Origin of the sequence: Occultella kanbiaonis (assembly GCF_009708215.1) — a bacterium.
Lineage (GTDB): Bacteria > Actinomycetota > Actinomycetes > Actinomycetales > Beutenbergiaceae > Occultella > Occultella kanbiaonis.
This window is the reverse complement of record NZ_CP046175.1, coordinates 2,514,433-2,539,614: the sequence shown is the minus strand read 5'-3', so window position 1 is coordinate 2,539,614 and position 25,182 is coordinate 2,514,433. Positions and strand designations below refer to the sequence as shown.

The window sequence follows — 25,182 nt, the reverse complement described above, 5'->3', positions numbered from 1 at the left end:
GACATGGGCATCGGCGACAAGATCAGCAACGCTGCCGAAGAGGCCAAGGGCAAGGCCAAGGAGGCCGCGGGAGACGCGACAGACAACGAGCGTCTCCAGGCCGAGGGCAAGGCCGAGCAGGCCCAGGCCAATGTGAAGAAGGCCGGCGAGAACGTCAAGGACGCCTTCAAGTAGTTCCGCCAGTTGCATGGGCCCGCGGGGGTGGCGACCCCGCGGGCCAGTGACTTGCGTCCTGAGCAACCGCGCGACGACCGAGCCTAGTTCTGGCCGTCCGCCTGGCATGCGGCACATGTCGAGCAGCGGCATCCGGTGGACGTCGCCCGGAGTGCCTCGGCCACGGTGTGTCCGTCCCGGCTACCGTCTCCATCATGACCTGGCCGGTCGTCCCGACCCTGCCGGTGAGTTCCGGTCGGCGGCTGGGTATCGACGATGTCGACCAGTTCGTTCAACTGCGTCGCCTCGAGGAGGAACAGTACGCGCGCGGGCGGATCGATCATCCGCACGCGGGTGCGCAGGCGGGTCGCCAACAGAGCCAGGGCCGCGATGACCGCCGAGTCCATGTACGTGACGTCGCGGGTGTGAACCTCGAGCTGTCCACCTCGTTCCAAGACCTGCTCGACGACGGACGTCAGGCGACTGTTCATCGCGATGTCCACCTCACCGCGGAACACAAGACATGTCGCGACTTCCGAAACGAGCAGGCTTACCGAGCCCACGCTTCCGGTGTTGTCATCCCGCGAAGTTCCAAGCGCTGCCATCTCGTGTTTGTCCCGCCCGTCGCCAAACGTGGCGTCGCCGGGGACAGGAGCGACAATGAGACCGTCGCGTCGGACGCGCGGTGCTGAGTTGATATTACGACGGTCCGGCTCATGCACACAAAACGGCTCGGCCAGGCGCGGGACCTGGAGCTCGTTGCGGTCAGGGCTCCGAGCGATCTGCTCCGGCCCTCCCGAGGTGCGGGACGGCCCGCTTGGATGAACACTCGATCACGGTTCACTCGACGAAGGGACCGGCATGTCGGATCAAGGCGAGGCAAACAGCGTGACCGAGCTCATCGAGTCGGGGACGACGTGAAGGTCGTCGTCGTCGGGGCCAGTGGCAACGTAGGCACCGCGGTCTTGCGCGCACTCGCGACTGCTGATGCGGTGACCTCGGTGGTCGGCATCTCCCGACGGCCGCCGGAGCCGAGCCAGGAACCGTACGACCGCGCAGACTGGCACAGCGTGGACCTCGCCGCACGCTCGGGGGTGGTGGAGGCATTGGCGGAGGCGTTCCATGGTGCGGATGCCGTGATCCACCTGGTGTGGGCAATCCAACCCAACACCGATCGCGACTACCTGCGCCGCGTCAACGTGGGCGGCACCGAGCGGGTGGCGCGAGCCGCGGTGCGTGCGGACGTGACGCACCTGGTGGTCGCCTCCTCGGTGGCCGTGTACTCACCCGTCGAGGGCGACGTATCTCGCGACGAGGATGCCCCCCGCGGCGGCATCCCCTCGTCGCACGACAGCGTGGACAAGGCAGCGCAGGAGCGGGTGCTCGACGAGATCGAGGCAGCAGCCCCCGATCTCACCGTCACCCGGATGCGGACCGCGCTGATCTTCCAGGGTGACGCCGGCGCCCAGATCGTGCGCTACTTCCTCGGCCCGTACGTACCGACGTCTCTGCTGCGCGCCGGGACCCTTCCCGCACTTCCCCTGCCGAAGGGCCTGCGCCTGCAGGTGTTACACGCGGACGACGCGGGCCGCGCCTACGCCACCGTGGTCGCGAGGCGGGCCGGTGGGGCGTTCAATGTCGCCGCCGCAGGCACTCTGTGGCCGGCCGACCTTGCCCGGATCCTGGACCACGGCCGCTACCTCGAGATCCCACCGGAGGTCATCCGGCCCCTCATTCACTACGGCTGGCGTGCACGGGCGATCGCCGCGGACGCGGGCTGGCTCGATATGGCGATGGGCGTGCCGGTGATGGACACCTCCCGGATCCGCGAACTCGGCTGGACGGAGCAGCGCACCGCCGAGGATGCCCTGCATGAACTGCTCGTCGGGATGCAGGAGCGCCGGGGCATGCCGAGCCCCTCCCTGCGGGCTGGCGACACCCGCTTCGGAGGGCCGGTCGAGTCCCTCACTGCGCAGCCCTCGGAGACCGCCGCGGATCGGGGGTTGCGGATGCTCCGGGCGGGTGGCCTGACCGCGCGCGTTCCCGACCACGTGGACGCCGAGCTGCTCGGCCTGTACCTGTCCGACCATCTGACGGGGGCGACCGCGGGCACCGAGCGGATCCAGCGAATGGCACACGCCTTCGCCGACACGCCCATGGGTCCCGACCTGATGGCCATCCGTGACCAGATCACCAGGGAGCGCGAACTCCTCCGCGAGCTCATCGAGCTCCTCGGCCTCCGGCAGCGCCCGCACCGGCAGGCGGTGGCCTGGGCCGCAGAACACGTCGGGCGGCTCAAGCTGAACAAGCGCATCGTGAGTACTTCGCCGATGACGCCGCTCCTCGAGGTCGAACTGATGCGCAGTGCGGTGATCGGCAAAGAAGGGGTCTGGCGGACACTCGAGACCCTCGCCCCCGACCTCGGGCTGCAATCCTCGACGTTCACCGACCTGGCTGAGGCCGCGCGGCAGCAGAAGACGACCCTGGACCGGCTGCACGCGCAGCTTCGTCCCCACGTCTTCGCCGCCGGCCCGGGAGGCGAGCCGCCGGATCCGGGAGCGGGCAAACCGGACGGCGCTGCGACCGGGTGACCGACGCGGCCGGCCGCACCGCACGGGCACCGGCCGCCGATGCGCTCCGGATGCGCGAACGACCGTCCGGGGTGATGCTTCTGGCACGCCCCTGATCGCTCGGGGGTGTCGGACCGCCATCGGCGGATTCGTCAACGGCGCGCCCGGACCCCGCACGCCTCAAGGTGAAGACCTCAGGGACAGACCGGGAGATACGACCGTGACAGATCAGAACCGACCCTACGAGCCGAGCGTCAGTCCGTCGGGCGCCCTACCTCCGACGTATCCGCCGGACCCGGGCGCCACGCCGTCGCGGGACGCGCTGGCGCCGTCCGCCGATGATCAGGGCAGCGCGAAGGAGGAAGCTACCCGAGTGGCGTCAGAGGCCCGTAACCGCGCCCAGGACGTCAAGGATGTTGCGATCGAGCAGGCACGCGACGTGGCCCGGACCACGAAGGAGCAGGTCAGAGTCTCCGCCGCGGAGGCGCGATACCAGGCCCAGAGCCTGTTCGAGCAGGCCCGCCGGGAGTTCACCGACCAGGCCGATGGCCAGCAGCAGCGCCTCGCCGGCGGGCTGCGCTCCTTCTCCTCCGAACTCTCCTCGATGGCGGACAGCAGCCAGGAGCAGGGACTGGCCGGCACCGTGACCCGTCAGGCGGCCGACTACCTGTTGCGGGCCGGAGACTGGCTGGAGCAGCGCGACTCGGCGCAGGCACTGGACGAGGTCTCCCGGTACGCGCGTCGGCACCCGGGCACGTTCATCGCCATCGCGGCAGGGCTCGGCGTCCTCGTCGGACGCGTGGCCCGCAGCGCCAAGGACGCCGGCGACAACGATCAGGCCGACTCGGGCCGGGCCGACACGACGCAGCCGACCGGCCGCACCGCGGCCGGCCCCGTGCGGCGCTCGGTGAGCGCCGAGCGGACCGGCGCGACCCCGTCGTCCATGAGTGCCGTGCCGGCGAGTCCCGGACCCGCGAGTACCGCAGCCGCGGGCGCTCCGGACTGGCGACTGGTCGGTGGCGCGACCGGGGACCCGCTCAGCACTCCCCCAGGTGGACCGGCATGATCGCCCCGAACGAGCCTCCGGCGCGCGACGAGCGGTCCATCGGTGACCTCTTCGGCGAGGTGAGCAGGGATCTGTCCACGCTCATCCGTCAGGAGGTGGAACTCGCGAAAGCGGAGGTAGCGGACTCGGCGCGGCGCGCCGGCAAGGGCGCGGGCATGCTGGGAGGAGCGGCCTGGGCCGCGAACTTCCTGCTGCTGTTCCTGTCCCTGGCCGTGTGGTGGGCCCTCGGGGCGATGATCGGCGAGGGGGACGACGTACCCGCTCTCGGCTGGTCCGCTCTGATCGTCGCCGGCGTCTGGGCGATCGTCGCGCTCGTCCTGGCGCTCGCGGGCAAGAAGTCGCTCGAGGCCGTGGAGGGGATCCCGCAGACCGCAGACACCGTGAAGAAGATCCCCGACGCCTTGAAAGGACACGAATCATGAGCACCGAACCCGACCGCATCCGCTCCGACATCGAGCGGACCCGCGCCGAACTGAGCAGTGACGTCGACGCGCTCACCGACCGGGTGAGCCCGAGCCGGATCGCCGAGAGACAGACCGACAAGGTGAAGAGCGCCGTGAGCAATGCCAAGGAGAAGGTCTTCGGCGCCGCTGAAGACGCCCGCCCGTCCGCCTCGGATTCGGCCGGGAGCGCCGCGGACACAGTCGCCGGGGCGGCCCACGTTGCCGCCGACCGGATCGGCCACGCACCACACCTGGTCAAGGAGAAGGCGACGGGCAACCCGTGGGCGGCCGGCCTGATCGCGTTCGGCGCGGGCCTGCTCGCCGGGTCGCTCATCCCGTCCAGCCGCAAGGAACAGGAGTTGGTCACCCAGGCCAAGGACTCCGACGTCGTGCATCGGGCCACGGGCGAGGCCAGGTCGATCGCACAGGAGGTGGGCGAAGATCTGAAGCAGCCCGCACGGGATGCCGCCCAGGCCGTCAAGGAGACCGCCACGGAGGGTGCCCAGGACGTCAAGGAGAGCGCGATGTCCGGAGCCGAAGAGGTCCGCGACTCGGGTCGGCAGGCCGCCGAGGACGTGCGCGGCGAGGCCGAGCAGTCCCGCGACCGCCTGCAGGGTTCCTGATCCATCCCGCCCCGTGGGCCGGCGCGCCGGCCCACGGGGCGCCACCCCCGCCAGGAGGTCTGCGATGCCCCAGCACACCCGCCCCGACGCCGACCACCCGGCGAAGCCCGACTCTCCCACCGATCTGCGGAAACCGTCCTGGCTGTACATCCTGCGCCGCACGGTGACCGAGTTCCTCGACGACCAGTGCACCGACCTCGCCGCCGCGCTCACCTACTACTCGGTGCTCTCGATCTTTCCGGCGATCATCGCCCTGGTCTCGATCCTGAGCCTGGTCGGGCAGCGGGCCACCACCGAGCAACTGCTCGGAACCGCCTCCGATGCGGTCCCGGAGGAGGCGATGGCGACCCTCGGCCCCATCATCGAGACCCTCACCAACGCGCCCGCGCCCGGTTTGGGCCTGATCGTCGGCCTCCTCACGGCGCTGTGGACGGCCTCGAACTACGTCAACGCGTTCTCGCGGGCGATGAACCGGATGTACGAGATGTCCGAGGGCCGGCCGATCTGGAAGCTGCGCCCGGTCATGTACGTCCTGACCGTGGTGATGCTCCTGCTCGTCGCGGCCGCAGGCGTGATCCTCGTGGTGAGCGGGCCGGTCGCGCGGGCCATCGGAGACGTCGTCGGGCTCGGGGCCACGGCCGTGAGCGTCTGGGACATCGCCAAGTGGCCGGTACTGTTGCTCATCGTCATCGTGGCGCTCGCGCTGCTCTACTACGTCACCCCGAACGTCAAGCAGCCGAGGTTTCGCTGGATCAGCATGGGCGCCGTGATCGCAATCGTGGTCGGCGCACTCGCCTCGCTCGGCGTCGCCCTGTACGCGGCGAACTTCGCCAGCTACGACGCCACCTACGGCGCGCTTGCCGGCGTGATCATCTTCCTGCTGTGGTTGTGGGCGATGAATCTGGCGCTGCTGTTCGGAGCGGAGTTCGATGCCGAGATGGAGCGCGGACGGCAGCTCCAGGCCGGCATCGCGGCCGAGGAGACGGTCCAGCTCCCGCCGCGGGACACCCGTGCCAGCGACAAGAAGGCTGCGAAGGAGAAGGAAGCGATCGCACGCGGTCGCGCCCTGCGCAGGTCACGTGGCCGTGACGGCGGCGAAGGCGGCAGCGAGACCTGACCTTGTAGGTGACGAGCCGTCGGGCCACAACCAGCAGACCGCCAGGCGGGCCGACCGGCCCCACTGTGTTCCCAGGGGCACTGCGTAAACTTGCACCCACTGACCTGGCACTTCACCTGCGATCGACGCGTCGGCAGGGCACCACGTCGCCGCCGCGGTTCGAAGGAGATCAACCTCGTGTATGACCACGCAGAGTTCGTCCGGACGACTTCGGAATTCGCCCAGAAACTCATCGAGCCCTACGAGGTCCATGAGGTGCTCGGCGATCTCGCGGAACGGACGTCGCAGTTGTTGGCGCTGGCAGGCGGCGGCGTCACGGTTGAGGTCGACGACCGAGTGCGGGCGATCACCACGATCCCGGAGTGGCTTGCCGACCTGGGACGGCACCAGGAGGACACCCAGAGGGGCCCGTGCATCGACGCGTCCGCCACGGGCGTCGTGGTGGCGGTCGCCGACCTCCGAGCAGATACGAGGTGGCCGGACTATCGCGCGGTGGCCGCGCGCATCGGCGTGCGGGCCGCCGCTGGGATTCCGATGCACCTCGGCGCTCACACGCTGGGCGCCCTGAACCTGTACGGCGAGGCTCCACGCATCTGGGACGCCGAAGACCTGGCCGCGGCTCAGGTCCTGACCGATCTGGCTACCGGCTTCCTGATCAACGCCTCCTCCCACGCCAAGCAGGCACTGGTCACCGAGCAGCTGCAGCACGCCTTGGACAGCCGGATCGTGATCGAGCAGGCGAAGGGGATTCTCGCGGAAGCGCGCGGCCTGGAGGTCGCTCGGGCCTTCGACGTGATGCGTAAGTACGCGCGGGATCGGAACCTGAGGCTGGTCGAGGTTGCACGTGCGATCGTGCACATGGGTCTGCGGCCCTAACCCCGCAGCAGTTGCAGGCACGAGTCCTGGTCCAGCACCGGCTGGCGCATCTCCTCGCTGAGGAACGTCAGCGCCGCCTCGGACAGCGACCGGTTCTCCGAGGCGATCGCGTCCCCCGCGATCGCGACCTGCAGGTCCTCCGCGAAGGCGGCCATCGCCGTCTGGGCGACACAACTGTGCGTGGACACACCCCCGATCAGCAGATGACGAATCGCCCGCTGCGCGATGATCTCGAGCAGCCGGGTGCCATGGAACGCGTTGTCACGCGTCTTCCTGATGTCGACGGCGTCCCCGACCTCCAGCGTGTCGACGTAGGCCGCCTGCTCGGTACCGGGAAATGCGAACCCCTCATCGTCCTCGAGCATGTTCAATGTCCATGTGGACCGGTCGCGTGCGTGGACGGTCCTCACCAGGATCACCGGCCGGCCGGCGGTCCGCGCCGCGCGGATGAGTTCGTTGGTGCGTTGCAGAAGTTTGGGCAGCCGCGCGGCGAGATCCGGATTTTCGAAGTAGGCATTCTGCAGGTCGATGACGAGCAATGCCACGCCGGTTGAGTAGCCCGGACCTGTGCTCACCGACGCCACCAGGTGTGTAGGGGCGTGACGGGGATGGTCAGCGCGTCGATCTGTGTGGAGGTCAGGCCGAGTTCCACCTCGTCGGGCCGGCCGGGGATGCCGTCCAGCAGGTCGGCGGTCGGCCCCTTCCCCCAGGGCCGTTCCGGACCACCCAGGTGCCGCGGAAGTTCGCGGTTGCGCTGCTCGTCGAGACCGAACCGGGGCACGACGTCAGCCGCGCCGTCACCGGACTTGGTCAAGCACCCGGTCACGGACTCCGCGCCGTGGTCGGTGCCGATGACCAGGAGCCCGCGCTCGCCCGCGAACGCGTACTGCGTGACCATCCGCAACCGCGCCTCGGTGTTGCCCTTCGTGGAATCCGAGAGCGGGAGCCGGGTCGCATTGAAGTATTCGGCCTCGAACACGTCCACCGCCTCCGCCACGTTGCACGCGACGATCTCGTCCGGGCCGACGTAGTCCAGCGTCGCTCGCGCATCGTCCTCGTCGAGCTGCATCTTGCAGGGCAAGCGCATTGTCACGAAGACGGTCTCGGCATCCACCTCGCGCCGGCCCTCCACCGCGAGTTGGGCGAGCCGGCCCGCGAGGGTGGAACCCAGCCCGCCAGAGATACCGCGCACATAGCCCAGGGCGCCGGTGGCGACCAGGTGGTCGGATAGGAACACCACGCGCGCCTCAAACCTCCGTGTCGGCGTCGAAGTGGGGCTGGACGCCCACCTCGGATCGGATGATCTTCTGCAGTTCCCGCATTCTCCAACCGTATGCGCCGACAACGGGTCCCACCTTCGGAGGGCAAGCAGATCGTCAGGGAGCAGCCCCAGAAGTAGAACGGTGCGATTCTGGCGGCCAGAGCAGGTGCAGGAGTTCGGGCTGGCGGTCATTGAGGCTCAGGGTGGGGCCAGACCAGGACGCACCCCGCACATCGATCGGCTCGGCGTCCCGGCGAGTCGCTGGGCACTGTGCAATCCCGCCCACGGTGCCGCGATGACGCCCTACGAGGTGTTCTTCACGCCGTCGCCGAACGTATCCAAGCCCCGGCGCAGCGCCAGCAGCACACTGTTGAGAATGAGGTCGTCCGGCCCGCCCGCCCGGTCGCATGCGGCCCGCACGAGTTCCGCGAGTTCGTTGTCCACACTGACCAGATCGTCACGCCGAGCCTCGACGTCCATGATCGTGAGTGCCCCCGCGAGCAGCCGGATGGAGTGCACGATCGGCGCCCGGAGATCCGGTGGGAGCCTCGTCGGCCCTCCATCGGGACCGGGAGCGAAGTGATCGCGCACGATGAGGTCACCCAGGTCGGTCGCGACGAACGTCAATCTCTCAACCGCATCCGCCTCGCGCACGAGCGCGTCGATGTCGTCGGAGTAGCGCTTGGCGCGGCGATTCGCCCGGCGGGCCTCCAGTGCTTGCGCGATCGCCTGCCGCATCGTGAGCCGGGCGCGATCGAGGTCACGGTGCCGTTCCTCCCAGTCCGCCACCGCGGGAAAGTCGGTCGTCTCCAGAACCTGCGCGAGATCACCGAGTTGAGCGGCGAGGCGTTCCCGGGTCGCCTCGATCGAGCGCGCGGCCGGGCCCATCGGGAGCGGCGGGAAGGCGGCGTTGACGGCGATGCCCACGCCTGCGCCCAGCAGGGTCAGGCCAGCGTAGGAGCCCGCGAAGGCGGCGTCGCCGTGGCCGATGATCAAGGTGAAGATCGCCGCCGTCGGCACCCAGCCCCCCATGGTGCCGAGCCACCGGAGTCCGGCCAGTGCCACGCCGATCGCGGCCACAAGGACGACCGTGAGCGGAGACGTCGTACCGATCGCCAGGTCCACGATGCCCGCTGTCAGGCCACCGAGCGCGATGGCGGTGACGGCTTGCACGGACTCCCTGACCGAGCTCGACACGGTGGCGGTCGTGGCGATGACCGCTCCGAACGGCGCGTAGTACGGGTACTGCGCCGCAGCTTCGGGCAGGAGACTCACGATCGTCCACGCAATCCCGGCCGCCGAGGCCGCCCGCAGCGTCAGCGCGATCCGGGGCTGCCGGAGCCACGTCTGGTGGGTCCATCGCGTGAGCCGGGTCATGGTGCCAAGGCTCGCATCCGATCAGGTGTCCAGCACCCGGTGGCCGGTTCGGCTCGCTGGTTCCGGTCGTGTCCGCCACGATGACCTGATGACCGAAGCCGAACCATCACCCACTCGTCTTCGGCAGGGCATCGGTGCGGGCTTGTTGTTCGCGTTCATCCTCGGTGACGTGCTCGGCGCCGGCGTCTATGCGTTGACCGGAGAGCTCGCTGCTGACGCGGGCGGTCTGATGTGGGTACCGATCGTCATCGCGATGGGCATGGCATTGCTGACTGCGGGCTCCTACGCCGAACTCGTCACGAAGTACCCGCGCGCCGGCGGGTCGGCCATCTTCGCCCAGCGCGCGTTCGGCCGACCGGTCGTCTCCTTCCTCGTCGGCTACTGCATGCTGTGTGCGGGCATCGTGAGTGTGGCGGGACTCGCGATCGCATTCAGCGGCGACTATCTGGCCACGTTCCTCGCGGTCCCCGTTCCCGTGGCCGCTCCCATCTTCCTGCTCCTGCTCGCCCTCCTGAACCTGCGTGGCATCAGGGAGTCGGTGACGTCGAACCTGGTGATGACCATCATCGAGGTCAGCGGTCTGGTTCTGGTGATCGTCCTCGTCGGACTGGCCCTCGGAGCAGGCCGGGGTGACGTGGCTCGGGTGCTGGAACCGCCGCCGGGTCCCGGGGCCGGCTTCGCGGTGCTGGGTGCTGCGCTCCTCGCGTTCTACAGTTTCGTCGGGTTCGAGACCTCGGCCAATGTGGCCGAGGAGGTTCGTGACGTCTCACGGGTGTACCCACGCGCTCTGTTCGGCGCCTTGATCGTGGCCGGTGTCGTCTACGTCCTCATCGCTCTCGCCTCGGCGGCGATGCTTCCGCCCCAGGACCTCGCCGGCTCGAGCGGTCCGCTGCTCGACGTCGTCAACGCCACCGGGTTCTCGGTCCCCAACTGGCTGTTCAGCGCGATCGCCCTGATCGCCGTCGCGAACGGGGCACTGCTGACATCGATCATGAGCTCCCGCCTCACCTACGGCATGGCCGACGAGGGGCTCCTACCCACCGTGTTCGCCCGGCTGCTGCCCGGGCGCCGCACCCCGTGGGTGGCGATCCTCGCGACAACGGCGCTGTCCGCGCTCCTGGCCGCGGTCGGCACCCTTGAACTGCTTGCCGAGACCGTCGTGTTGTTCCTGCTCTTCGTCTTCATCTCGACAAACCTGGCGGTCCTGATGCTGCGACGCGACGAACCCGGGCACACGCACTTCCGGGTCCCCACCGTTGTTCCGGTCCTCGCCCTGGTCAGCTGCCTGATCCTGCTGGTCCAACAGTCCTGGCAGGTGTGGGCGCTGGGTGGCGGCCTGATCATCGTCGGTCTCGTCCTGCATGGCCTCCATCGGCGGTTCAGCGACGCGAACGAGTAGGCCGCACCGACGTCAGTCGGCCTCGGAACCCTCCAGTCCCGGCAGATCCTTGGTGGCCGGTCCCTCGAGCAGAGTGCCGTCGGTCGTGAACCGGGATCCATGCAGCGGGCAGTCCCAGCTCCGTTCGGCATCGTTCCAGTGCACCAGCCCACTCAAGTGGGTGCAGGTGGCCGAGACGGCCCGGGTCACACCGTCGGTGGTGGAGATAGCAACCGGGCGCCCTCCTGCCCGGCCCACGCACCCGGTACCCTCGACCGGAGCAACGTCGGGGACCGGCTCGAGCGCCGCCACCCTGTCGACCACAAGATCGGCGACGACCTTGAGGTTCTGCTTCACGCCGGTGCCGACCCCTGCGAGTTCGTGACCGCTCCAACTCGCGAATGCGTCCGCCCACTCGGGTGCGCCGTCGTCGACCAGCCCACTGAGGACGGCCGCAGCGGCCACTCCGGTGGTCAGCCCCCACTTCGCGAAGCCGGTCGCGACCAGCACCCGGTCGTTCGACGGCGTCAAGGGCCCGACGTAGGGCAGGGCATCGATCGGGTGGTAGTCCTGGGCGGACCATCGGTGCGTCACCTCCGCTCCCGGGTAGTGCCGCAACGCCCACGCGACCAGGTCCTCGACCGCCTCCCGCTCGGAACTGCTTCGGCCGACCGGGTGCGAGTTGCCCCCGACCAGGAGCGTCTGTCCCTGCCCTCGAGGGGTGGTGCGGATCGACCGGACCGGACTGCCTGCGGATAGATACATGTCCGACGCGGGGAGGTCGGGCAGCCGCAGCGCGAGGGCATACGACCGTTGCGGCGCGACCCTGGCGAAGAAGCCACCCCGATCCGCGATCGGGATACCCGTGGCAAGCACGACCCGGTCCGCGCGCACGGAGCCGCGCTCCGTGGTCACCAGGCGGTCGGGGCCGTCGTCGACATCGGTGACCCGCGTGCCCGTGCACACGTGCACGCCGCGGGCCGTGGCGTCGGCGACGAGCGCGGCGAGGAGTTCGAGCGGATCCAGTTGCGCCTGGTCCGCGAGCACGACGCCGCCCACGAACGGGAACGGCACGTCGTCCTGCGCCCGCCAGGTCACGGGCAGGCCCACGTCCTCGCAGACCCGCTGTTCCTGCTCGACCGTCGCCACCTCGTCGGGGCCTGCGGCGTAGGTCACCGCGCTCGGACGTTGTACCCCGACCCCCGCACTCGCGCAGAATTCCAACAACCAGTCCTGCCCGAACCGCCCACCGGCCACGTAGTGCGCGAGCAGGTCGCCGGACTGCTTGGCAGCGATCTCGGACTGCCGGCGCCCCTGCAGCACGGACACCTTCGCCGTCGAGGAGCCGGTGGTGCCGGCGCCCGCGTGTCGCGCTTCGAGGACCACGACACGGCAGCCGCGAGCGGCCAGCATCACGGCGGTGCTCAGCCCGGTGATGCCGGCACCGACCACCGCCACGTCGTATTCGCCGCTGACCGCGGCTACAGCCTCAGGCGCCGACGTGGTAGTGGAGCTCCAGTACTTCTCCACGGCTCAGCCCTGCGGGTCCAGGACGACCTTGACGCAGCCGTCCTCCTTCTTCTGGAACGTCCGGTAGCCGCCGGGCGCGTCCTCCAGCGGCAGCCGGTGGGTACGCAGGTCGAGAACGCCCAGTGGATCGGCGTCGTCAGCCACCAGTGGCAGCAACGCCTGGACCCACCGGTGCACGTTCGCCTGTCCCATCCGCACCGTGAGCTGCTTGTCGAACATCTCCATCATGGGCAATGGGTCGGCCGCGCCACCGTAGACACCGGACAGCGAGAGCGTGCCCCCGCGCCGCACGGCGCTGATCGCGGTACGCAACGCCGCCAGGCGGTCGATCCCGGCCTTCTTCATCAGTGGTGCGGCCAGCGCGTCGGGCAATGCCCCCGCGACCTTCTGCACGCCCGCCGCTACCGGCGAGCCATGGGCCTCCATCCCGACGGCGTCGATCACGGCATCGGGGCCGCGGCCCTTCGTGAGCCCGCGCACGGTCGCCGGCAGATCGTCGATCTCGCGCAGGTCCAGCACCTCTACCCCGTGCCGGGCCGCCATGGTGAGACGTGCGGGCACGAAGTCCGCGGCGAGCACCAGCGATGCGCCCCGGTGCAGCGCGATGCGCGCACTCATCTGGCCGATCGGCCCGAGCCCGAGCACCAGGACCGTCGAGTTCTCGGGCACTCCCGCGTACTCCACCGCCTGCCACGCCGTCGGCAGCACGTCCGAAAGGTAGAGGTAGCGCTCGTCCGGGCTGGCATCGTCCGGCACCGGGATCGGCCCGAACTGCGCCTGCGGGACCCGCAGGTACTGCGCCTGACCGCCCGGGATCTGCCCGTACAGCTTGGTGTAGCCGAACAGGGCCGCGCCCTTGTCCTGGGACCGCACCTGCGTGGTCTCGCACTGGGTGGACAAGCCGTGCTGACACATCCAGCACGTACCGCAAGCGATCGGGAACGGAACCACCACCCGGTCACCGGGCCGGATCCGGGTCACCTCGGAACCGACCTCCTCCACAATCCCCATAGCCTCGTGGCCGAGGACGTCGCCGGGGTCGAGGAATGCTCCGAGCACGCTGTACAGATGCAGATCCGAGCCACAGATGGCCGTCGACGTGACTTTGATGACCGCGTCCGTCGGCTCCTGGATCAGCGGATCCGGTACGTCCTGCACCTGCACGTCCTCAGTGCCCTGCCAGGTCACTGCCCGCATCAGAAGATCGCCTTCCCGCCGGTCACGCCGAGCACTGTGCCGCTGACGTAGCTTGCCTCGTCCGAGGCGAGGAACACGAACGCCGCGGCGACCTCGACAGGTTGCCCCGGGCGCCCCAGTGGCGTGTCGGCGCCGAAGTCCTTCACCTTCTCGGCGTTGAACGTGCTGGGAATCAGCGGCGTCCAGATCGGCCCCGGTGCCACGGCGTTCACTCGGATCCCCTTCGGCCCGAGGTCGGCGGCGAGGTTGACCATCAGGTTGTTCAGCGCCGCCTTCGTGGCGGCGTAGTCGAGGAGCGGCTCGGACGGGTCGTAGGCCTGGATCGACGTCGTGAAGATCACGCTCGAGCCGGGGGCGAGGTGCGGCACCATCGCCTTCGTCAGCCAGAAGCCCGCGAACACATTCGTCTCGAAAACCCGCTCCAACTGACCGCTGGGGAAGTCGGTGATCCCTCCGGTCTGCGCCATCTGGAAGCCCGCATTGTTGACCAGGACGTGGATCTCGCCGAGGGCGTCGACGGCTGCCGCGGCGAGATCGATGTTGGCCGACTCGGTGCGCTGATCGGTCGGGAGCAGCACACAGCGGCGGCCGGCGCCCTCCACGGCGGCGCGGGTCGCCTCTGCGTCCGCCTGCTCCTGTGGTAGGTAAGCGATCGCCACGTCGGCACCCTCCTTCGCGAACGCGATCGCCGTGGCACGGCCGATCCCGGAGTCGCCGCCCGTGATCAACGCCTTCTTGCCGACCAAGCGGTCACGTCCGGTGTGACTCTGCTCCCCGTGATCGGGTTGCGGTTCCATCTCCGTGGTCCGCCCCGGCCACGGTTGGCTCTGGGCCGGGACGTTCGTGGGCTTCGCGTGTGACGTCATGAGTCATCGTGTTCCGGCTGACGGCGGTTCGCATCCGGGGGCGTTACTTGAGTCGTTCACGATTTCGATCTACCGTGCTGGCATGACCGCGATCGCCGACCCGTCGGATGTCGAGTTGCTGCGCGCCTCGGGGTTGCGTGCGACCACGGGGCGCCTGGCGGTCCTGGCGGTCCTCGCCGAGACCCCCCACCTCGACGCCGAAACGCTGCGGCGACGCCTGGGCGAACACGCGCCGAGCCTGCAGGCGGTGCACAACATCCTTGCCGACCTGCACCGGGCCGGGCTGGTCCGCCGGTTCGAGCCGGCGCGGTCATCCGCGCGGTACGAGCGCTTGGTGCACGACAATCACCACCACGCCGTCTGCTCGGTGTGCGGGAAGGTGACGGACGTCGCCTGTACGACCGGCGAGGCACCCTGCCTGCACGGGCCCACCCCGCCCGGCTTCGCCGTGGCAACCGCGGAGGTCATCTTCTGGGGCATCTGCGACGAGTGCGCCCGACCCGCAGCCGAGTAGGTACGCCTCTCCTTGCTGGCGCGAGCGAACCGACCGTCCTAAACTGGAGTCGTTCACGAATACAGCACCAGCATCGCCGCCCGACCGGCGGCCAGAAAGGCAGGATCTCGTGTCCATCACCACCACGACAGCCTCAGAGAAGCTGCGCGCCAACCTCCAGCGGGTCCTGGTCGCACTGGTCGACCTGCACGTCATGGGCAAGCAGGCCCACTGGAACGTGACCGGCCGCGGCTTCCGAGACCTGCACCTGCAGCTCGACGAACTGGTCGACGTGGCGCGTGAGCAGAGCGACGTCGTCGCCGAGCGCATGCGCGCCCTACAGGTCGTGCCCGACGGCCGGACCGAGACCGTCGCCGCCACCACCGACCTGACCCCCTACCCCGCCGACCTCGTCTCCGTCGGCGACACGGTCGACACCATCGTCGAGCGAATCGCCCAGGCGACCGCCGTCGCCCGTGAGGTCCACGACGACGTCGATGCCGAGGACCCGACGACGGCCGACCTCCTGCACGCCATCATCGCCGACCTGGAGAAGCAGGCGTGGATGATCTCCTCGGAGAACCGCGAGGTCTGATCCCGCGCACCCCGGGCCGGCCGCGTCGGCCCACCGTACGAATGCCCGGTCCGCTCGATGCGGACCGGGCATTCGTGCCATCAGCGGGGCATGGCGTGCCTAGCGATCGGCGAGATAGGCGATCTCCTCGAGGATCGCTGCCCGGACGGTCTCGTCCGGGATGCGGCGCCCCGCCGCGGAGGCCAGTTCGTCCCAGTCCTCGTTGTCGAGGGCGGTGAGCAGCTGCCTCTGGAAGCCCGTGGGCAGGTCGAGCGCGATGATCCTCTCCCGAAGACCCTCGGCCGTGACGACCACGGTGAACGCGACCTCGTCGGTGGCGCTACCGTGCTCCCCCTCGGCGGTCGCGGTCAGCAGGTGGGCTCCCAGGGCCAGGTCGGACGCGGCGACCACATCGCCGACGGACACGGGCACGCCGTCGAGCTCGTAGGCGACGGACGTCACATCGGTGCTCGCGGCGGCCACGATGATCTGCCCGCCCCGCTCGACCTCGGCGTCGTCGGCGACCGCGACCAGGTCGACGGTCGGCTCGCTCGGCTCACCCGGCTCGGCCGCGTACTGGGCCTCGCGCCAGCCGATGTAGGCACCCGGGCGGTCGGTGACGATGCCGTCGACGCCCAGGTCCGTCAGCTCCTGCCAGGCGCTCACGCCGTTCACGGTGTAGGGCAGCACCGCGATGCCGGCCTCGTGCAGCCGGTCGATGATCTCGGCGGTCAGGCCACCGGTCGCCGAGGGGTTGTACATGGTGGCGCCGACGGACTGGGCCACCGCCACCGGGTCGGCATCCACGGCGCCACGGAGCACCCCGCGCGGGATCTCGGGGGCGTAGTCGCGGGCGTAGCCCACGGCAGCGAGATCGAAGGACTCGATGACCACGCGGTCGGACAGGCCGGCGGCGCGGATCAGATCGATCGTGTGCTCGACCTCGGCGCGGGTCTCCGGGCCCTTGATCTCGAGCATCAGGGTGGCCGGGTTGCGCTGCATCAGCTCGAGGATCTGCGCGAACGTGGGCAGCGGCTCGCCCGCGAAGACGGGATCGCGCCACGACCCGGCGTCGAGGGTCTGCAGGTAGCTGCTCTCGAGCAGTGCCACGTCGCCGGTGCCGTCGGTGGTCCGGTCGACCGTCTGGTCGTGCAGCACGATGGGTACCCCGTCGGCCGTGGTGTGTACGTCGATCTCGAAGTACTCCGCGCCGGACTGCATGGCGGCCGCCTCCGAGATCAGGGTGTTCTCGGGCAGGACCTGCGAGTACCCGCGGTGGGCGATGGCCACGGGCAGTTCACCCTCCTCGAGGATGAAGTCCGCCGGCTCGATCTCGGTGACGAGAATGTCGTCGAAGCTGACGGTCGAGTTGTCCGCGACGAGGCCGAGGACGCCGGCCTCGGAACGCTGGATCTGGCCGCGCAGGACGAGCTCGCCGTCGAAGTACCACCTCGCCGTGGTGCCCCGGACCTCGACGGCGACCCGGACATCCTGGCCGACGCCGGCGTCGTACGGGGCGGCACCGGTGTAGGGCACGTTCCAGCTGCCGGCAGCCGTGCGGTTGGCGAGCTCGATGCCGTTGCTCGCCGAACTCGTGGTCCGTAGCGCCGCCTGCCACCACGGCGCTGACCCGTCACCGGCGATGTCGAGGGCGATCGCCGCCCACCTCGTGGCGTTGGCGACCTCCTCGAAACGGACGGTCGCCTCGATCCGGTAGTTGTCCAGGTGGGTCCCAAAGGTGAGCTGGTCGATGCCGCCGGCGGTGACGACGAGGCGCCCGTCCTCGACGCGCCAGTCCCCCTCGACCGGGTTCCAGCCGTCGGGCAGCTCGCCCGAGTCGAAGTCCTCCGAGAGGACGATGTCGCCCGGATCGGCGGATGCCGCGGCTGGGAAGGCGACGACGATCCCTGCTGCGGCGAGCGTCATCGCGGCCAGACCCGTGATCGCGCGCCGTGGTGTGCTGTTCATGGGAGCTCCAAGTTCTCCGGTGAAGGTTGGCGCCTCGATCCTATGAAGCCCGGGTGGCCCGCCATGGTCCGTCAGGAGAACACCGGGTGGCGCCTCGGCGAGCGTGCGATGCCGTGCTGCCTCGCACCGCGGGCCCGTACGGGGATGACGATGCCGCGGTCCGGATCGTCGCCGCGACCTTGCACCTGGTCACGAGTGGATCAGGCCGCCGTCGTCACGGTGGCCGAGAACACGGCCGTGACGACGACGATCGCCGTCACGGCCACCACCCGCCGACTCGTGCCGCCCACCCAGCCTGCGCCGGCCACCCAGCCGGCGCCGGCCGCACCGAGCCCGAGCGGCAGTCCGTAGGCGATACCGATCGGCAGCCCAACGCCCCAGGAGACCCAGCCGGCCAGCGCGATCCCCGCGAGGACCGCCGTCGACGCCATCGAGAGCGGACCGCCCGAACCGAGCGCGACGACGCAGGCGACCATGACGGTCACGAGCACCGGCAGGAGCGCCCAGATCAGCACGGCATGGCCGACGAACACGGGAAGCGTCGACAGGTCCGGCGACCGCACGGCCGCGCTCGCCGCCTGTACGAGCACCACACCGAGGGACGCCCAGCCCGCCCGCCGCAGACTCACTCGCACGGCGTCGGCCCGCTGCGAACTCGCCCCGGTCGGTTGTGCCGACATCGCTGTGGCCATCTCCCCAAGGTATCCCTCCGCCCGGGCCGGCACCGGTAGGGTCGTGGCACACGTCGAGGAGGGGCCATGGGGGCCGGAACGGGCGGGGATGGGCACCGACTGCTCGAGATCGACGATGGGCACCGACTGCTCGAGAACGACCTGAGCGCGCCTCCGGGCGCGTCGCCGCTGGTGCTCCCGTCGGGACCGCTGGGCCTGGTGGTGCGCGCGCTGATCGCCGTCCTGATGGTCGCGGGCCTCGTCCAGGTGGCCCTGCAACCGGTGGAGCGGACGGTCGACGAGCTGCTCAGCGAACTGCGCGCCGGGCGCGTGTCCGAACTCGCCATCGAGCGGCTGCCGGCCGGCGGGCAGGGCCAGGGGACGTTCTGGGTGGAGTGGTCCGGCGATTCCGGTCACGGCGTGGCCCGCTACGAGCTCTCGACCTTCGCTGGCTCGCCATACGTCGACGAGGGCGCCACCATCCTCGCGGCCGCCGAGGACTCGCCGGCGCCGGTGTCGGTCACCCACCGCCAGGGCTGGGATCAGCCGGGCGTCCAGGTCAGCCTGGCAGCGTTCGCCGCCATGGCCGCACTGATCCTGCTCGTCGTTGGCCCGCAACCCCGGCTCGCGACGAAGTGGGCGTGGTTCTGGCTCACCTTTGCGGCAGCCCCGATCTGGCTGGCCTACCTGGTCCTCGAGCCGGTCCCGTGGTGGCAGCGCAAGCTGGTGCCGCCCCGACCCCGCCGGCTTACCGGTGGCTGGGCTTTCGCAGCCGCACTGTTCCTCGTTCCATTCGTGCTCGCGCTGATCCCAGGTGGCGCGCGCTTCTACGGCTGGTGATACCTGCGCTTGACCTTCTCACTGTGACAAGGTCTGTCATGGAGGGTGGAGGTGGTCACCATGACCCATACGCGTCCCCACGGCGCACAGTCCCTACGAACCCTGCTGCAGAGTCCGGACCCGTCGGCGCGCCTGCGGGCGGCGCTCTCCGCCGGAACGTACCCCAGGCCCGAGTACGTCGAGGTGCTGGTGGAGCAGTGCGCGGTCGAACCGGACTTCTACGTCCGCGACACGCTCACCTGGGCGCTCACCCGGCACGCCGCGCCGGCCACCGTCGACCGGGTGCTGCGCGAGCTGACGTCGCAGATCCCGCAGGCGCGCAGCCAGTCGCTGCACACGCTGTCCAAGTTCGGCGACCCGCGGACCTGGCCCGCGATCACCACCGAGCTGCTCCAGGACGACGACGCGGAGGTAGCCCGCGCCGCCTGGCGCGCCGCCGTCGCCGTCGTCCCGCCGGACGGTGTCGCCGAGCTCGCCGAGGTCCTGGCGACGCAGTTCGATCGGGGCGACCACGACGTCCAGCGCAGCCTCAGCCGCGCTCTCGTCGACCTCGGGGACCCGGCCTCCGACGTCGTCGAGCGGGCGAAGGCCCACCCGGACACCGGGGTGCGCAGGCACGCGATCGCGACCGGACGGCTCATCGAGAACCCCGACGAGGGGTTCGAGGCGGCGGTCCACGAGGCGAACCGGGTCCTCGCGCTCCTCGGGGCGCCCGAGGTACGGGACTGAGCCGATGTTGATCGGTGAGGTCTCCGAGCGGTCCGGGATCAGCGCCCGGATGTTGCGGCACTACGACGCCATCGGGCTGGTCCGCCCGACCGGGCGGACCGCAGGCGGGTACCGGCAGTACTCGCCGGACGACGTCCGGCGTCTCTTCCACGTGGAGGGGCTCAGGGCGCTCGGACTCACCCTGGCCGAGATCGGTGGTGCGCTCGAGGACCTCTCGTTCAGCCCGGCGGCCATGGTGGAGCAGCTCCTCAAGCGCACCAGCGAGCGCCTCGCGCGCGAGCAGGAGCTGCTCGGCCGGCTCGGGCAGGTGCGCGCGAGCGAACCAGCCGACTGGTCCGACGTGCTGCGCACGATCGGCCTCATGCGGGCGCTCGACGCCGGCAGCTCGGCGCGTCAGCGCGTCGCGCTGTCGATGCCCGACGGCGGCCGGTCGAGTGACGCCGTCGTCCTCGCCGAGGCGGTGCTCTCCGAGGCCGAGCCCAATGCCGGCGGCGCCCTCCAATGGGCCCTCGCTCGCACCGGGGACGCCGCCCTCGGTGTGCTCGCGAACGCCCTGGCCTCCCCCGCCGCCGAGCGGCGGCAACGCGCGGTGGTCGCCCTGACGAAGTTCGAGTCGTCCGGCGCCGACGCGATCCTTGCCGCTGCGCTCCAACACGAGGACCCGATCGTGCGGGCACGCGCCACCCTCGCACGAGGTTCGCGTGGTGGCCTCGACGCCGTCCCGGGGCTGGTCGCCATGGTCGTCGACGGCACCGACGACGTGGCGGCCGCCGGCGCGCTCGGCGCGCTCGCCGAACGCTACGACCGCGGCGACGAGATCGCACGCGCTCTCGCCGACGCGCTGCCCGAGGCCGGCGCCGACGCCAGACAGCGCCTCGCGACGGCGCTCGCGGACGTCCCCGGCGTCGCGGCGCGGACGATCCTGGAGGCACTCGTCGACGATCCGGACCGGCCGGTCTCGCTCACGGCGACCGCCGTGCTTCGCGCTCGCGGCTCCGGATGACGCCGATCTGAGAAATCGCTTTCGCGCGGCATCCGCCCACGGCGGTTACCGACCCACTACGATTGGCGACCATGGCGCTCTCGAAGAAGAAGGTGACGCTCAGCGACGTGGCGGCAGTCGCCGGCGTGTCGCTCTCGACCGCCTCGAAGGCACTCAACGGCGGAGGGCGAATTTCCACCGCGACACGGCAACGGATCGAGGAGACGGCACTTCGGCTCGACTTCCGGCCGAACGGGTTGGCCCAATCGCTGGCCCTCGGACGCAGCCGCACGGTGGCCGTCCTCACCGACCGCGCCGAGAGCACGTTCTCCCGCCCCGTGATCATCGGCGCCGCGACCTACCTCGGCCAGCATGAGCAAGCGGTATTGCTGTACGACGCCCGCCTGCGGCGCCGAGACGACATGGCGGAGAGCATCCGGGCCCTGAACGCCCGCCGGATCGATGGCGTGCTGGTGGTCGGCGAGGGCCTGCATCACCGGACCCGTTCGGTCTCCGCCGAGTTCTCCGTGCCGGTCACCTACGCGTTCACCCTTTCCGACGAACCGGACGATGTCATGTTCGTCCCGGACAATCGGGCGATCGGGCGGATGGCGGCTGAGCACCTGCTCGCCCTCGGGCGCCGACGGATCGCGCACGTCGCCGCCGAGGCGGACGACCTGGCGGCCCAGCTGCGTCTCGAAGGTTTGCGCGAGGCCCTCGCGGAGGCCGGCGTGACGCTCGCCCACGAGGTGCTCCACGGATCGTGGACCGAAGCCTGGGGACGAACCGCAGCCCAGCGGATGCTTGCGGAGAACTGGGAGATCGACGCCGTGTTCGGCGGGAACGACCACATCGCGCGAGGCGTCGAGAACGTGTTCGCGGCCGCCGGCGTGCGGATGCCGCAGGACGTCGCGCTCATCGGCGTCGACAACTGGGAGGGTCTGATCATCAACCAGTCCGCACGCCACCTGACCACGATCGACGTCGGGCTGACCGGGATGGGTGAGGCTGCGGCCGCGCACCTGCTCGGCGGCGAACAGACCCCCGGTGTGCACTACCAGCCGCCCACCCTGATCGTCGGCGAGACGACCGGCTGACGGGCCTCAGCCCTTGATCGCCCCTGCGCTGCCCGCGGCCCGGAGGAACTGGCGCTGGAAGGCCAGGAAGAGTGCGACCGGGATCACCACGGAGATGAACAGGGCCGCCATGAACACGCCGAGGTCGGTGCTGGACTCCACTCGCGGCAGAGCGACCGAGATCGGCTGGAGGTCGTGGTCGGGCAACGCCAGCAGTGGCCAGAGGAAGTCCTTGTACGCCCCAATGATCGTCAACAGGGACACGACGCCGAGGATCGGCTTGGCGAGCGGCAGGACCAGGCTCCAGAACACCCGGAAGGAACCTGCCCCGTCGATCCGGGCGGCCTCGAAGAGCTCGCGTGGGATGGCCTGGAAGTAGCGCGAGACGAGCAGCACGTTGAAGGCGCTCGCCGAAGCCGGTAGCCAGACCGCCCAGAACGTGTTCAGGAGGTTCACGTTCAGCAGCGGGACGTTCACCACGGTCAGGTACAGCGCGACCAGCGAGATCACGCCCGGGATGAACAGGGTCGCCAGGACGGCGATCTCGACCACCTTCGCGTAGGCGGGGCGCAGCACCGCGATGCCGTAACCACCGGTCGTGGCGACGAGGAGCCCGAAGAACCACGACCCCGCACAGATGATCAACGTGTTCCGCAGGTAGGTGCCGAACCTGACCGTGCTCCACGCCGCGGTCACGTTCTCCCAGTGCAGCCCGCTCGGCCACAGTCCGAACGGCTGCGCGAGGGTCTCGGTCGAGGTGGACGTGGCCGCCTTGAAGAGCCAGAACAGTGGTCCGGCGCACGTGATCACGAGCGCGACCAGCAGGAGTCCCCCAGCGACGGCCACCACCCCCCGCACGAGTGGGGACTTGCGGTCCATCGTGGAGATGATGCTGCGCTCGTCGCGCACGTCCTCCGGCCTGGCGCCGCGCCGGCGGGGAACGCTCGACGCCACGGTCGCCGGCTGGGTCGTCGCGTTCGTCATGAGGTGCTCCAACGTCGGGTGGCCCAGAGATAGATAGCCGAGAGCAGGGACAGTGCCAGCGCGAGCAGCAGACTCAGCGCGGTGGCCCGGCCGTAGTCACCGGAGACGAAGGCGTAGCGGTAGATGAGCAGGAGCAGGGTCATACTCCGGTTCTCGGGCCCACCGCCGGTCATGATGTACGGCTCGGTGAACACCTGGAACGTCCCGATCAGTTGCAGCAGCAACATGATGAGCAGGATGCCTCGCATCTGCGGCAGGGTGACGTGCCAGAACCTGCGCAGGATACTCGCGCCGTCGATCTCGGCCGCCTCGTAGAGCTCGGTGCGGATCGTCATCAGCGTCGCGAGATAGATGATGACGGCGGTGCCGAAGCTCGCCCAGGTGGCCTGCACCACGATGGCGGGGATCACGAGGTCCGGATCGTTGAGCCAGGGCAACGGCCCGAGTCCGAACCAGCCGAGGATGGTGTTGAACAGGCCGGCCTCGTCGGGACGGTAGAAGGTCTTCCAGAGCAGCACCGAGACCACCGGCGGGATGATCACCGGCAAGTAGGCGAGCACCGAGGCGAACCCACGGGTCCGGCGCATCTCGGCGATGAGGACGGCGAGCAGGATCGGCACCGGGAACCCGATGGCCACGGCGAGCAACGTGAAGTACGTGGTGTTCCAGACCGCCGTCATCAGGAGCGGGTCGGCCAGGACCCGCTCGAAGTTCGCCAGCCCGACCCACTCGGTGACGATGAAGTTCGTCTGCTGCAGGCTGAGCACGAGACTGCGCAGGATCGGCCACCAGGAGAAGTACGCGAAGGAGAGCAGGAGCGGAAGGAAGAACACCAGGGTGGTGAGACCGCCGCGGCGCAGCCAGGTCACTGGCGAACGCCGGCGACCGCGCGTCGGGCTGGAACGGTGGGCCACGGCCGGTGGGTCATCGAGGGCAACCATGCGGGGACCTCCTATCGGGACGGACGGCGGCGCGGCCGATCGGTGACCGCGCCGCCGTGGACTCATCCGGCGTCGAGCGCCGCCTGCACAGTGGACTGAGCGTCGGTCAGGAGCTGGTCGATGTCCGCATCCTCCCGAGTCAGGACCGCCTGCACCACCGGGTCGAGGCTCGCGTACAGTTCCTGGGCCTTCACGGGAGGTTCGGGGATCAGCGGAATGTCCTCGACCGTGCCGAGGTACAGCTCGAAGTTCTCCCTCGGCACATTGATCGCCGGGGCGATCCACGCGAGGTACTGGTCGTTCAGCTCGGCGTTGACGACCGGCAGCCCGGGCGCCCCGACGGCCAGCCCGTCCGCCGCCGCCGCCTCGGCGTTCGCAACCGCGACCTCCTCATCCGTGAACTGTTCGAAGCTCCGGAACTCGATCCACTCGAGCCCGGCGGCGATCTCCTCCGGCGTCGCTGTCGGGTTGACGATCGAAATCGTGCCACCGCCGAGCGTGCCGAGACCGTCATCGGTCTGCGGGAGCGGGGCGACGCCGAAGTCCTGCGGATCCATCCCACGGTTCACGACCATGTTGCTGTAGTTGTCCGCCCCCTGCACGAACATGCCCATCTGCCCCGACGCGAACGCGTTGACGGCGTCGTCGTAGTTGAGCAGGAAGTTCGAGCCCATGCTGTCGTCCTCCCACCGCAGCGAGCGGTAGAACTCAAGGACCTCGGTCGTGGCCGGGTTGTCGATGGTGGCCGTCGCACCGTCGTCGCTCTGCAGCGTGCTGCCGAACGCGTACGACGTCGTGGTGAGGATCCACCCGCCGGTGTTGTCGAGCGTCATGGTGCCGAAGCCCTGGGCGTCGGTGGCCTCGTCGATCGCCTGCGCCGCGGCCCGCACCTCGTCCCAGGTCTGCGGCGGTGCATCCGGGTCCAGTCCGGCCTGCTCGAACAGGGCGCGGTTGTAGAGCAGACCCATCGTGTATGCCGCGATCGGGACGCCGAAGATCCGATCGCTGTCATCGGTCACGACGTCCATCACCGTCGGGTTGAGGTGCTGGAGGACCTCGCTGCCCTCGATCTGGTCGGTGATGTCCGCGACCTGCTGGCGTTCGATCAGGGCGCCGATCTCGGTGAACGGGACCTGCATCACCGTGGGCATCGTGCCGCCGGCGAGGAGTGCCTGGAAGGTATCAGCCTCCCACTGCGTCTCCTCCGCCTCCACGGTGATGTTGGGGTGGTCCGCCGTGAATTCGTCCAGTCGACGCTCGAAGTCGGCCAACTGTTCGGGATTCTCCGTGGTCGGCTTGCCGCCGACGGAGATGGTGACCGGTGCGTCGGTGTCGGGAGCGTCGCCCCCGGTCGGGTCATCCCCGCTTCCGCCGCCGCTGCACGCGGAGAGGATCATGGCGGCAACGCCCAGGAGAGCGACCGGTGCCGCTCGTCGTGTCCTGCGTCTCATCGTTGAAACTCCTTCA

Annotated in this window: 26 protein-coding genes; 14 read left to right on the top strand and 12 right to left on the bottom strand. The window is 69.8% G+C overall.

Annotation, left to right across the window (positions count from 1 at the left end; genetic code table 11):
* Nucleotides 1-3: 3 nt before the first annotated feature.
* The gene (locus GKS42_RS11735) at nucleotides 4-174 is read left to right on the top strand and encodes a CsbD family protein (RefSeq protein ID WP_154793983.1); all 171 of its coding nucleotides are present in this window, start codon (nucleotides 4-6) and stop codon (nucleotides 172-174) included.
* Nucleotides 175-257: 83 nt separating this feature from the next.
* On the opposite strand, the gene GKS42_RS26925 is transcribed toward GKS42_RS11735, so the two are convergent.
* Complete coding sequence (locus GKS42_RS26925) at nucleotides 258-644, bottom strand: hypothetical protein (RefSeq protein WP_354002718.1); 387 nt, start codon at nucleotides 642-644, stop codon at nucleotides 258-260.
* A gap of 426 nt (nucleotides 645-1,070) precedes the next feature.
* On the opposite strand from GKS42_RS26925, the gene GKS42_RS11725 reads away from it, so the two are divergent.
* From GKS42_RS11725 to GKS42_RS11700, 6 genes are all read left to right on the top strand, one after another.
* Nucleotides 1,071-2,744 (top strand): NAD-dependent epimerase/dehydratase family protein, encoded by a 1,674-nt coding sequence (locus GKS42_RS11725; RefSeq protein ID WP_154793981.1) that lies wholly within the window; start codon nucleotides 1,071-1,073, stop codon nucleotides 2,742-2,744.
* Nucleotides 2,745-2,943: 199 nt separating this feature from the next.
* On the top strand, nucleotides 2,944-3,789 hold the full coding sequence (locus GKS42_RS11720) for a hypothetical protein (protein WP_154793980.1): 846 nt from the start codon (nucleotides 2,944-2,946) through the stop codon (nucleotides 3,787-3,789).
* Nucleotides 3,786-4,211, top strand: coding sequence for a phage holin family protein (locus tag GKS42_RS11715; RefSeq protein ID WP_154793979.1), 426 nt, complete (start codon nucleotides 3,786-3,788; stop codon nucleotides 4,209-4,211). Before GKS42_RS11720 ends, GKS42_RS11715 begins: the two co-directional genes overlap by 4 nt.
* Complete coding sequence (locus GKS42_RS11710; RefSeq protein WP_154793978.1) at nucleotides 4,208-4,855, top strand: DUF3618 domain-containing protein; 648 nt, start codon at nucleotides 4,208-4,210, stop codon at nucleotides 4,853-4,855. The genes GKS42_RS11715 and GKS42_RS11710 overlap by 4 nt, the downstream gene beginning before the upstream one ends.
* Nucleotides 4,856-4,919: 64 nt before the next feature.
* Nucleotides 4,920-5,972, top strand: coding sequence for a YihY/virulence factor BrkB family protein (locus GKS42_RS11705; RefSeq protein WP_154793977.1), 1,053 nt, complete (start codon nucleotides 4,920-4,922; stop codon nucleotides 5,970-5,972).
* A 177-nt stretch (nucleotides 5,973-6,149) separates the two neighbouring features.
* The gene (locus tag GKS42_RS11700; RefSeq protein ID WP_168217815.1) at nucleotides 6,150-6,848 is read left to right on the top strand and encodes a GAF and ANTAR domain-containing protein; all 699 of its coding nucleotides are present in this window, start codon (nucleotides 6,150-6,152) and stop codon (nucleotides 6,846-6,848) included.
* Here the strand turns inward: GKS42_RS11700 and GKS42_RS26230 are convergent.
* From GKS42_RS26230 to GKS42_RS11685, 3 genes are all read right to left on the bottom strand, one after another.
* Nucleotides 6,845-7,393, bottom strand: coding sequence for a cysteine hydrolase family protein (locus tag GKS42_RS26230; RefSeq protein WP_232848022.1), 549 nt, complete (start codon nucleotides 7,391-7,393; stop codon nucleotides 6,845-6,847). The genes GKS42_RS11700 and GKS42_RS26230 overlap by 4 nt on opposite strands.
* A gap of 26 nt (nucleotides 7,394-7,419) precedes the next feature.
* Entirely contained in the window at nucleotides 7,420-8,085 is a 666-nt protein-coding gene (gene nadE / locus GKS42_RS26225) for an NAD(+) synthase (RefSeq protein ID WP_210769360.1), read from the bottom strand.
* A 327-nt stretch (nucleotides 8,086-8,412) separates the two neighbouring features.
* Complete coding sequence (locus GKS42_RS11685; RefSeq protein ID WP_154793974.1) at nucleotides 8,413-9,486, bottom strand: FUSC family protein; 1,074 nt, start codon at nucleotides 9,484-9,486, stop codon at nucleotides 8,413-8,415.
* Between the two features lie 88 nt (nucleotides 9,487-9,574).
* Here GKS42_RS11685 and GKS42_RS11680 point away from each other — a divergent pair, with 88 nt between their 5' ends.
* Nucleotides 9,575-10,885 (top strand): APC family permease, encoded by a 1,311-nt coding sequence (locus tag GKS42_RS11680; RefSeq protein ID WP_154793973.1) that lies wholly within the window; start codon nucleotides 9,575-9,577, stop codon nucleotides 10,883-10,885.
* A 12-nt stretch (nucleotides 10,886-10,897) separates the two neighbouring features.
* Here the strand turns inward: GKS42_RS11680 and GKS42_RS26500 are convergent, their stop codons facing one another.
* From GKS42_RS26500 to GKS42_RS11665, 3 genes are all read right to left on the bottom strand, one after another.
* Nucleotides 10,898-12,322, bottom strand: a complete 1,425-nt coding sequence (locus GKS42_RS26500) for an FAD-dependent oxidoreductase (RefSeq protein ID WP_290368057.1) — start codon at nucleotides 12,320-12,322, stop codon at nucleotides 10,898-10,900.
* A 75-nt stretch (nucleotides 12,323-12,397) separates the two neighbouring features.
* Nucleotides 12,398-13,591, bottom strand: a complete 1,194-nt coding sequence (locus GKS42_RS11670) for a zinc-dependent alcohol dehydrogenase (RefSeq protein WP_154793971.1) — start codon at nucleotides 13,589-13,591, stop codon at nucleotides 12,398-12,400.
* Entirely contained in the window at nucleotides 13,591-14,457 is an 867-nt protein-coding gene (locus tag GKS42_RS11665; RefSeq protein WP_154793970.1) for an SDR family oxidoreductase, read from the bottom strand. Before GKS42_RS11665 ends, GKS42_RS11670 begins: the two co-directional genes overlap by 1 nt.
* An 82-nt stretch (nucleotides 14,458-14,539) precedes the next feature.
* Between GKS42_RS11665 and GKS42_RS11660 the strand changes: the two genes are divergently transcribed.
* Entirely contained in the window at nucleotides 14,540-14,971 is a 432-nt protein-coding gene (locus GKS42_RS11660; protein ID WP_154793969.1) for a Fur family transcriptional regulator, read from the top strand.
* Nucleotides 14,972-15,080: 109 nt separating this feature from the next.
* Nucleotides 15,081-15,545: a Dps family protein gene (locus GKS42_RS11655; protein WP_232848021.1), complete on the top strand. Its 465-nt coding sequence runs from the start codon at nucleotides 15,081-15,083 to the stop codon at nucleotides 15,543-15,545.
* Nucleotides 15,546-15,644: 99 nt separating this feature from the next.
* On the opposite strand, the gene GKS42_RS11650 is transcribed toward GKS42_RS11655, so the two are convergent.
* Together GKS42_RS11650 and GKS42_RS11645 are read right to left on the bottom strand one after the other, a co-directional pair.
* Nucleotides 15,645-17,492, bottom strand: a complete 1,848-nt coding sequence (locus GKS42_RS11650; RefSeq protein WP_154793967.1) for a glycerophosphodiester phosphodiesterase family protein — start codon at nucleotides 17,490-17,492, stop codon at nucleotides 15,645-15,647.
* A gap of 200 nt (nucleotides 17,493-17,692) precedes the next feature.
* Nucleotides 17,693-18,184, bottom strand: coding sequence for a hypothetical protein (locus GKS42_RS11645; protein WP_154793966.1), 492 nt, complete (start codon nucleotides 18,182-18,184; stop codon nucleotides 17,693-17,695).
* A 66-nt stretch (nucleotides 18,185-18,250) separates the two neighbouring features.
* Between GKS42_RS11645 and GKS42_RS11640 the strand changes: the two genes are divergently transcribed.
* The 4 genes from GKS42_RS11640 to GKS42_RS11625 all read left to right on the top strand — a co-directional run bounded on the left by GKS42_RS11640 (nucleotide 18,251) and on the right by GKS42_RS11625 (nucleotide 21,811).
* Nucleotides 18,251-19,003, top strand: coding sequence for a hypothetical protein (locus tag GKS42_RS11640; protein WP_154793965.1), 753 nt, complete (start codon nucleotides 18,251-18,253; stop codon nucleotides 19,001-19,003).
* A gap of 60 nt (nucleotides 19,004-19,063) precedes the next feature.
* The gene (locus GKS42_RS11635; RefSeq protein ID WP_154793964.1) at nucleotides 19,064-19,732 is read left to right on the top strand and encodes a HEAT repeat domain-containing protein; all 669 of its coding nucleotides are present in this window, start codon (nucleotides 19,064-19,066) and stop codon (nucleotides 19,730-19,732) included.
* A 4-nt stretch (nucleotides 19,733-19,736) separates the two neighbouring features.
* The gene (locus GKS42_RS11630; protein WP_154793963.1) at nucleotides 19,737-20,735 is read left to right on the top strand and encodes a MerR family transcriptional regulator; all 999 of its coding nucleotides are present in this window, start codon (nucleotides 19,737-19,739) and stop codon (nucleotides 20,733-20,735) included.
* Nucleotides 20,736-20,806: 71 nt separating this feature from the next.
* Nucleotides 20,807-21,811: a LacI family DNA-binding transcriptional regulator gene (locus GKS42_RS11625; protein WP_154793962.1), complete on the top strand. Its 1,005-nt coding sequence runs from the start codon at nucleotides 20,807-20,809 to the stop codon at nucleotides 21,809-21,811.
* A gap of 6 nt (nucleotides 21,812-21,817) precedes the next feature.
* Here GKS42_RS11625 and GKS42_RS11620 read toward each other — a convergent pair whose 3' ends face one another.
* The 3 genes from GKS42_RS11620 to GKS42_RS11610 all read right to left on the bottom strand — a co-directional run bounded on the left by GKS42_RS11620 (nucleotide 21,818) and on the right by GKS42_RS11610 (nucleotide 25,166).
* The gene (locus GKS42_RS11620) at nucleotides 21,818-22,774 is read right to left on the bottom strand and encodes a carbohydrate ABC transporter permease (protein ID WP_354002710.1); all 957 of its coding nucleotides are present in this window, start codon (nucleotides 22,772-22,774) and stop codon (nucleotides 21,818-21,820) included.
* A complete protein-coding gene (locus tag GKS42_RS11615) occupies nucleotides 22,771-23,715 on the bottom strand; it encodes a carbohydrate ABC transporter permease (protein WP_154793961.1) in 945 nt (314 codons plus the stop codon). Before GKS42_RS11615 ends, GKS42_RS11620 begins: the two co-directional genes overlap by 4 nt.
* Before the next feature lie 62 nt (nucleotides 23,716-23,777).
* Nucleotides 23,778-25,166, bottom strand: a complete 1,389-nt coding sequence (locus GKS42_RS11610; protein ID WP_168217814.1) for an ABC transporter substrate-binding protein — start codon at nucleotides 25,164-25,166, stop codon at nucleotides 23,778-23,780.
* Nucleotides 25,167-25,182 lie beyond the last annotated feature (16 nt).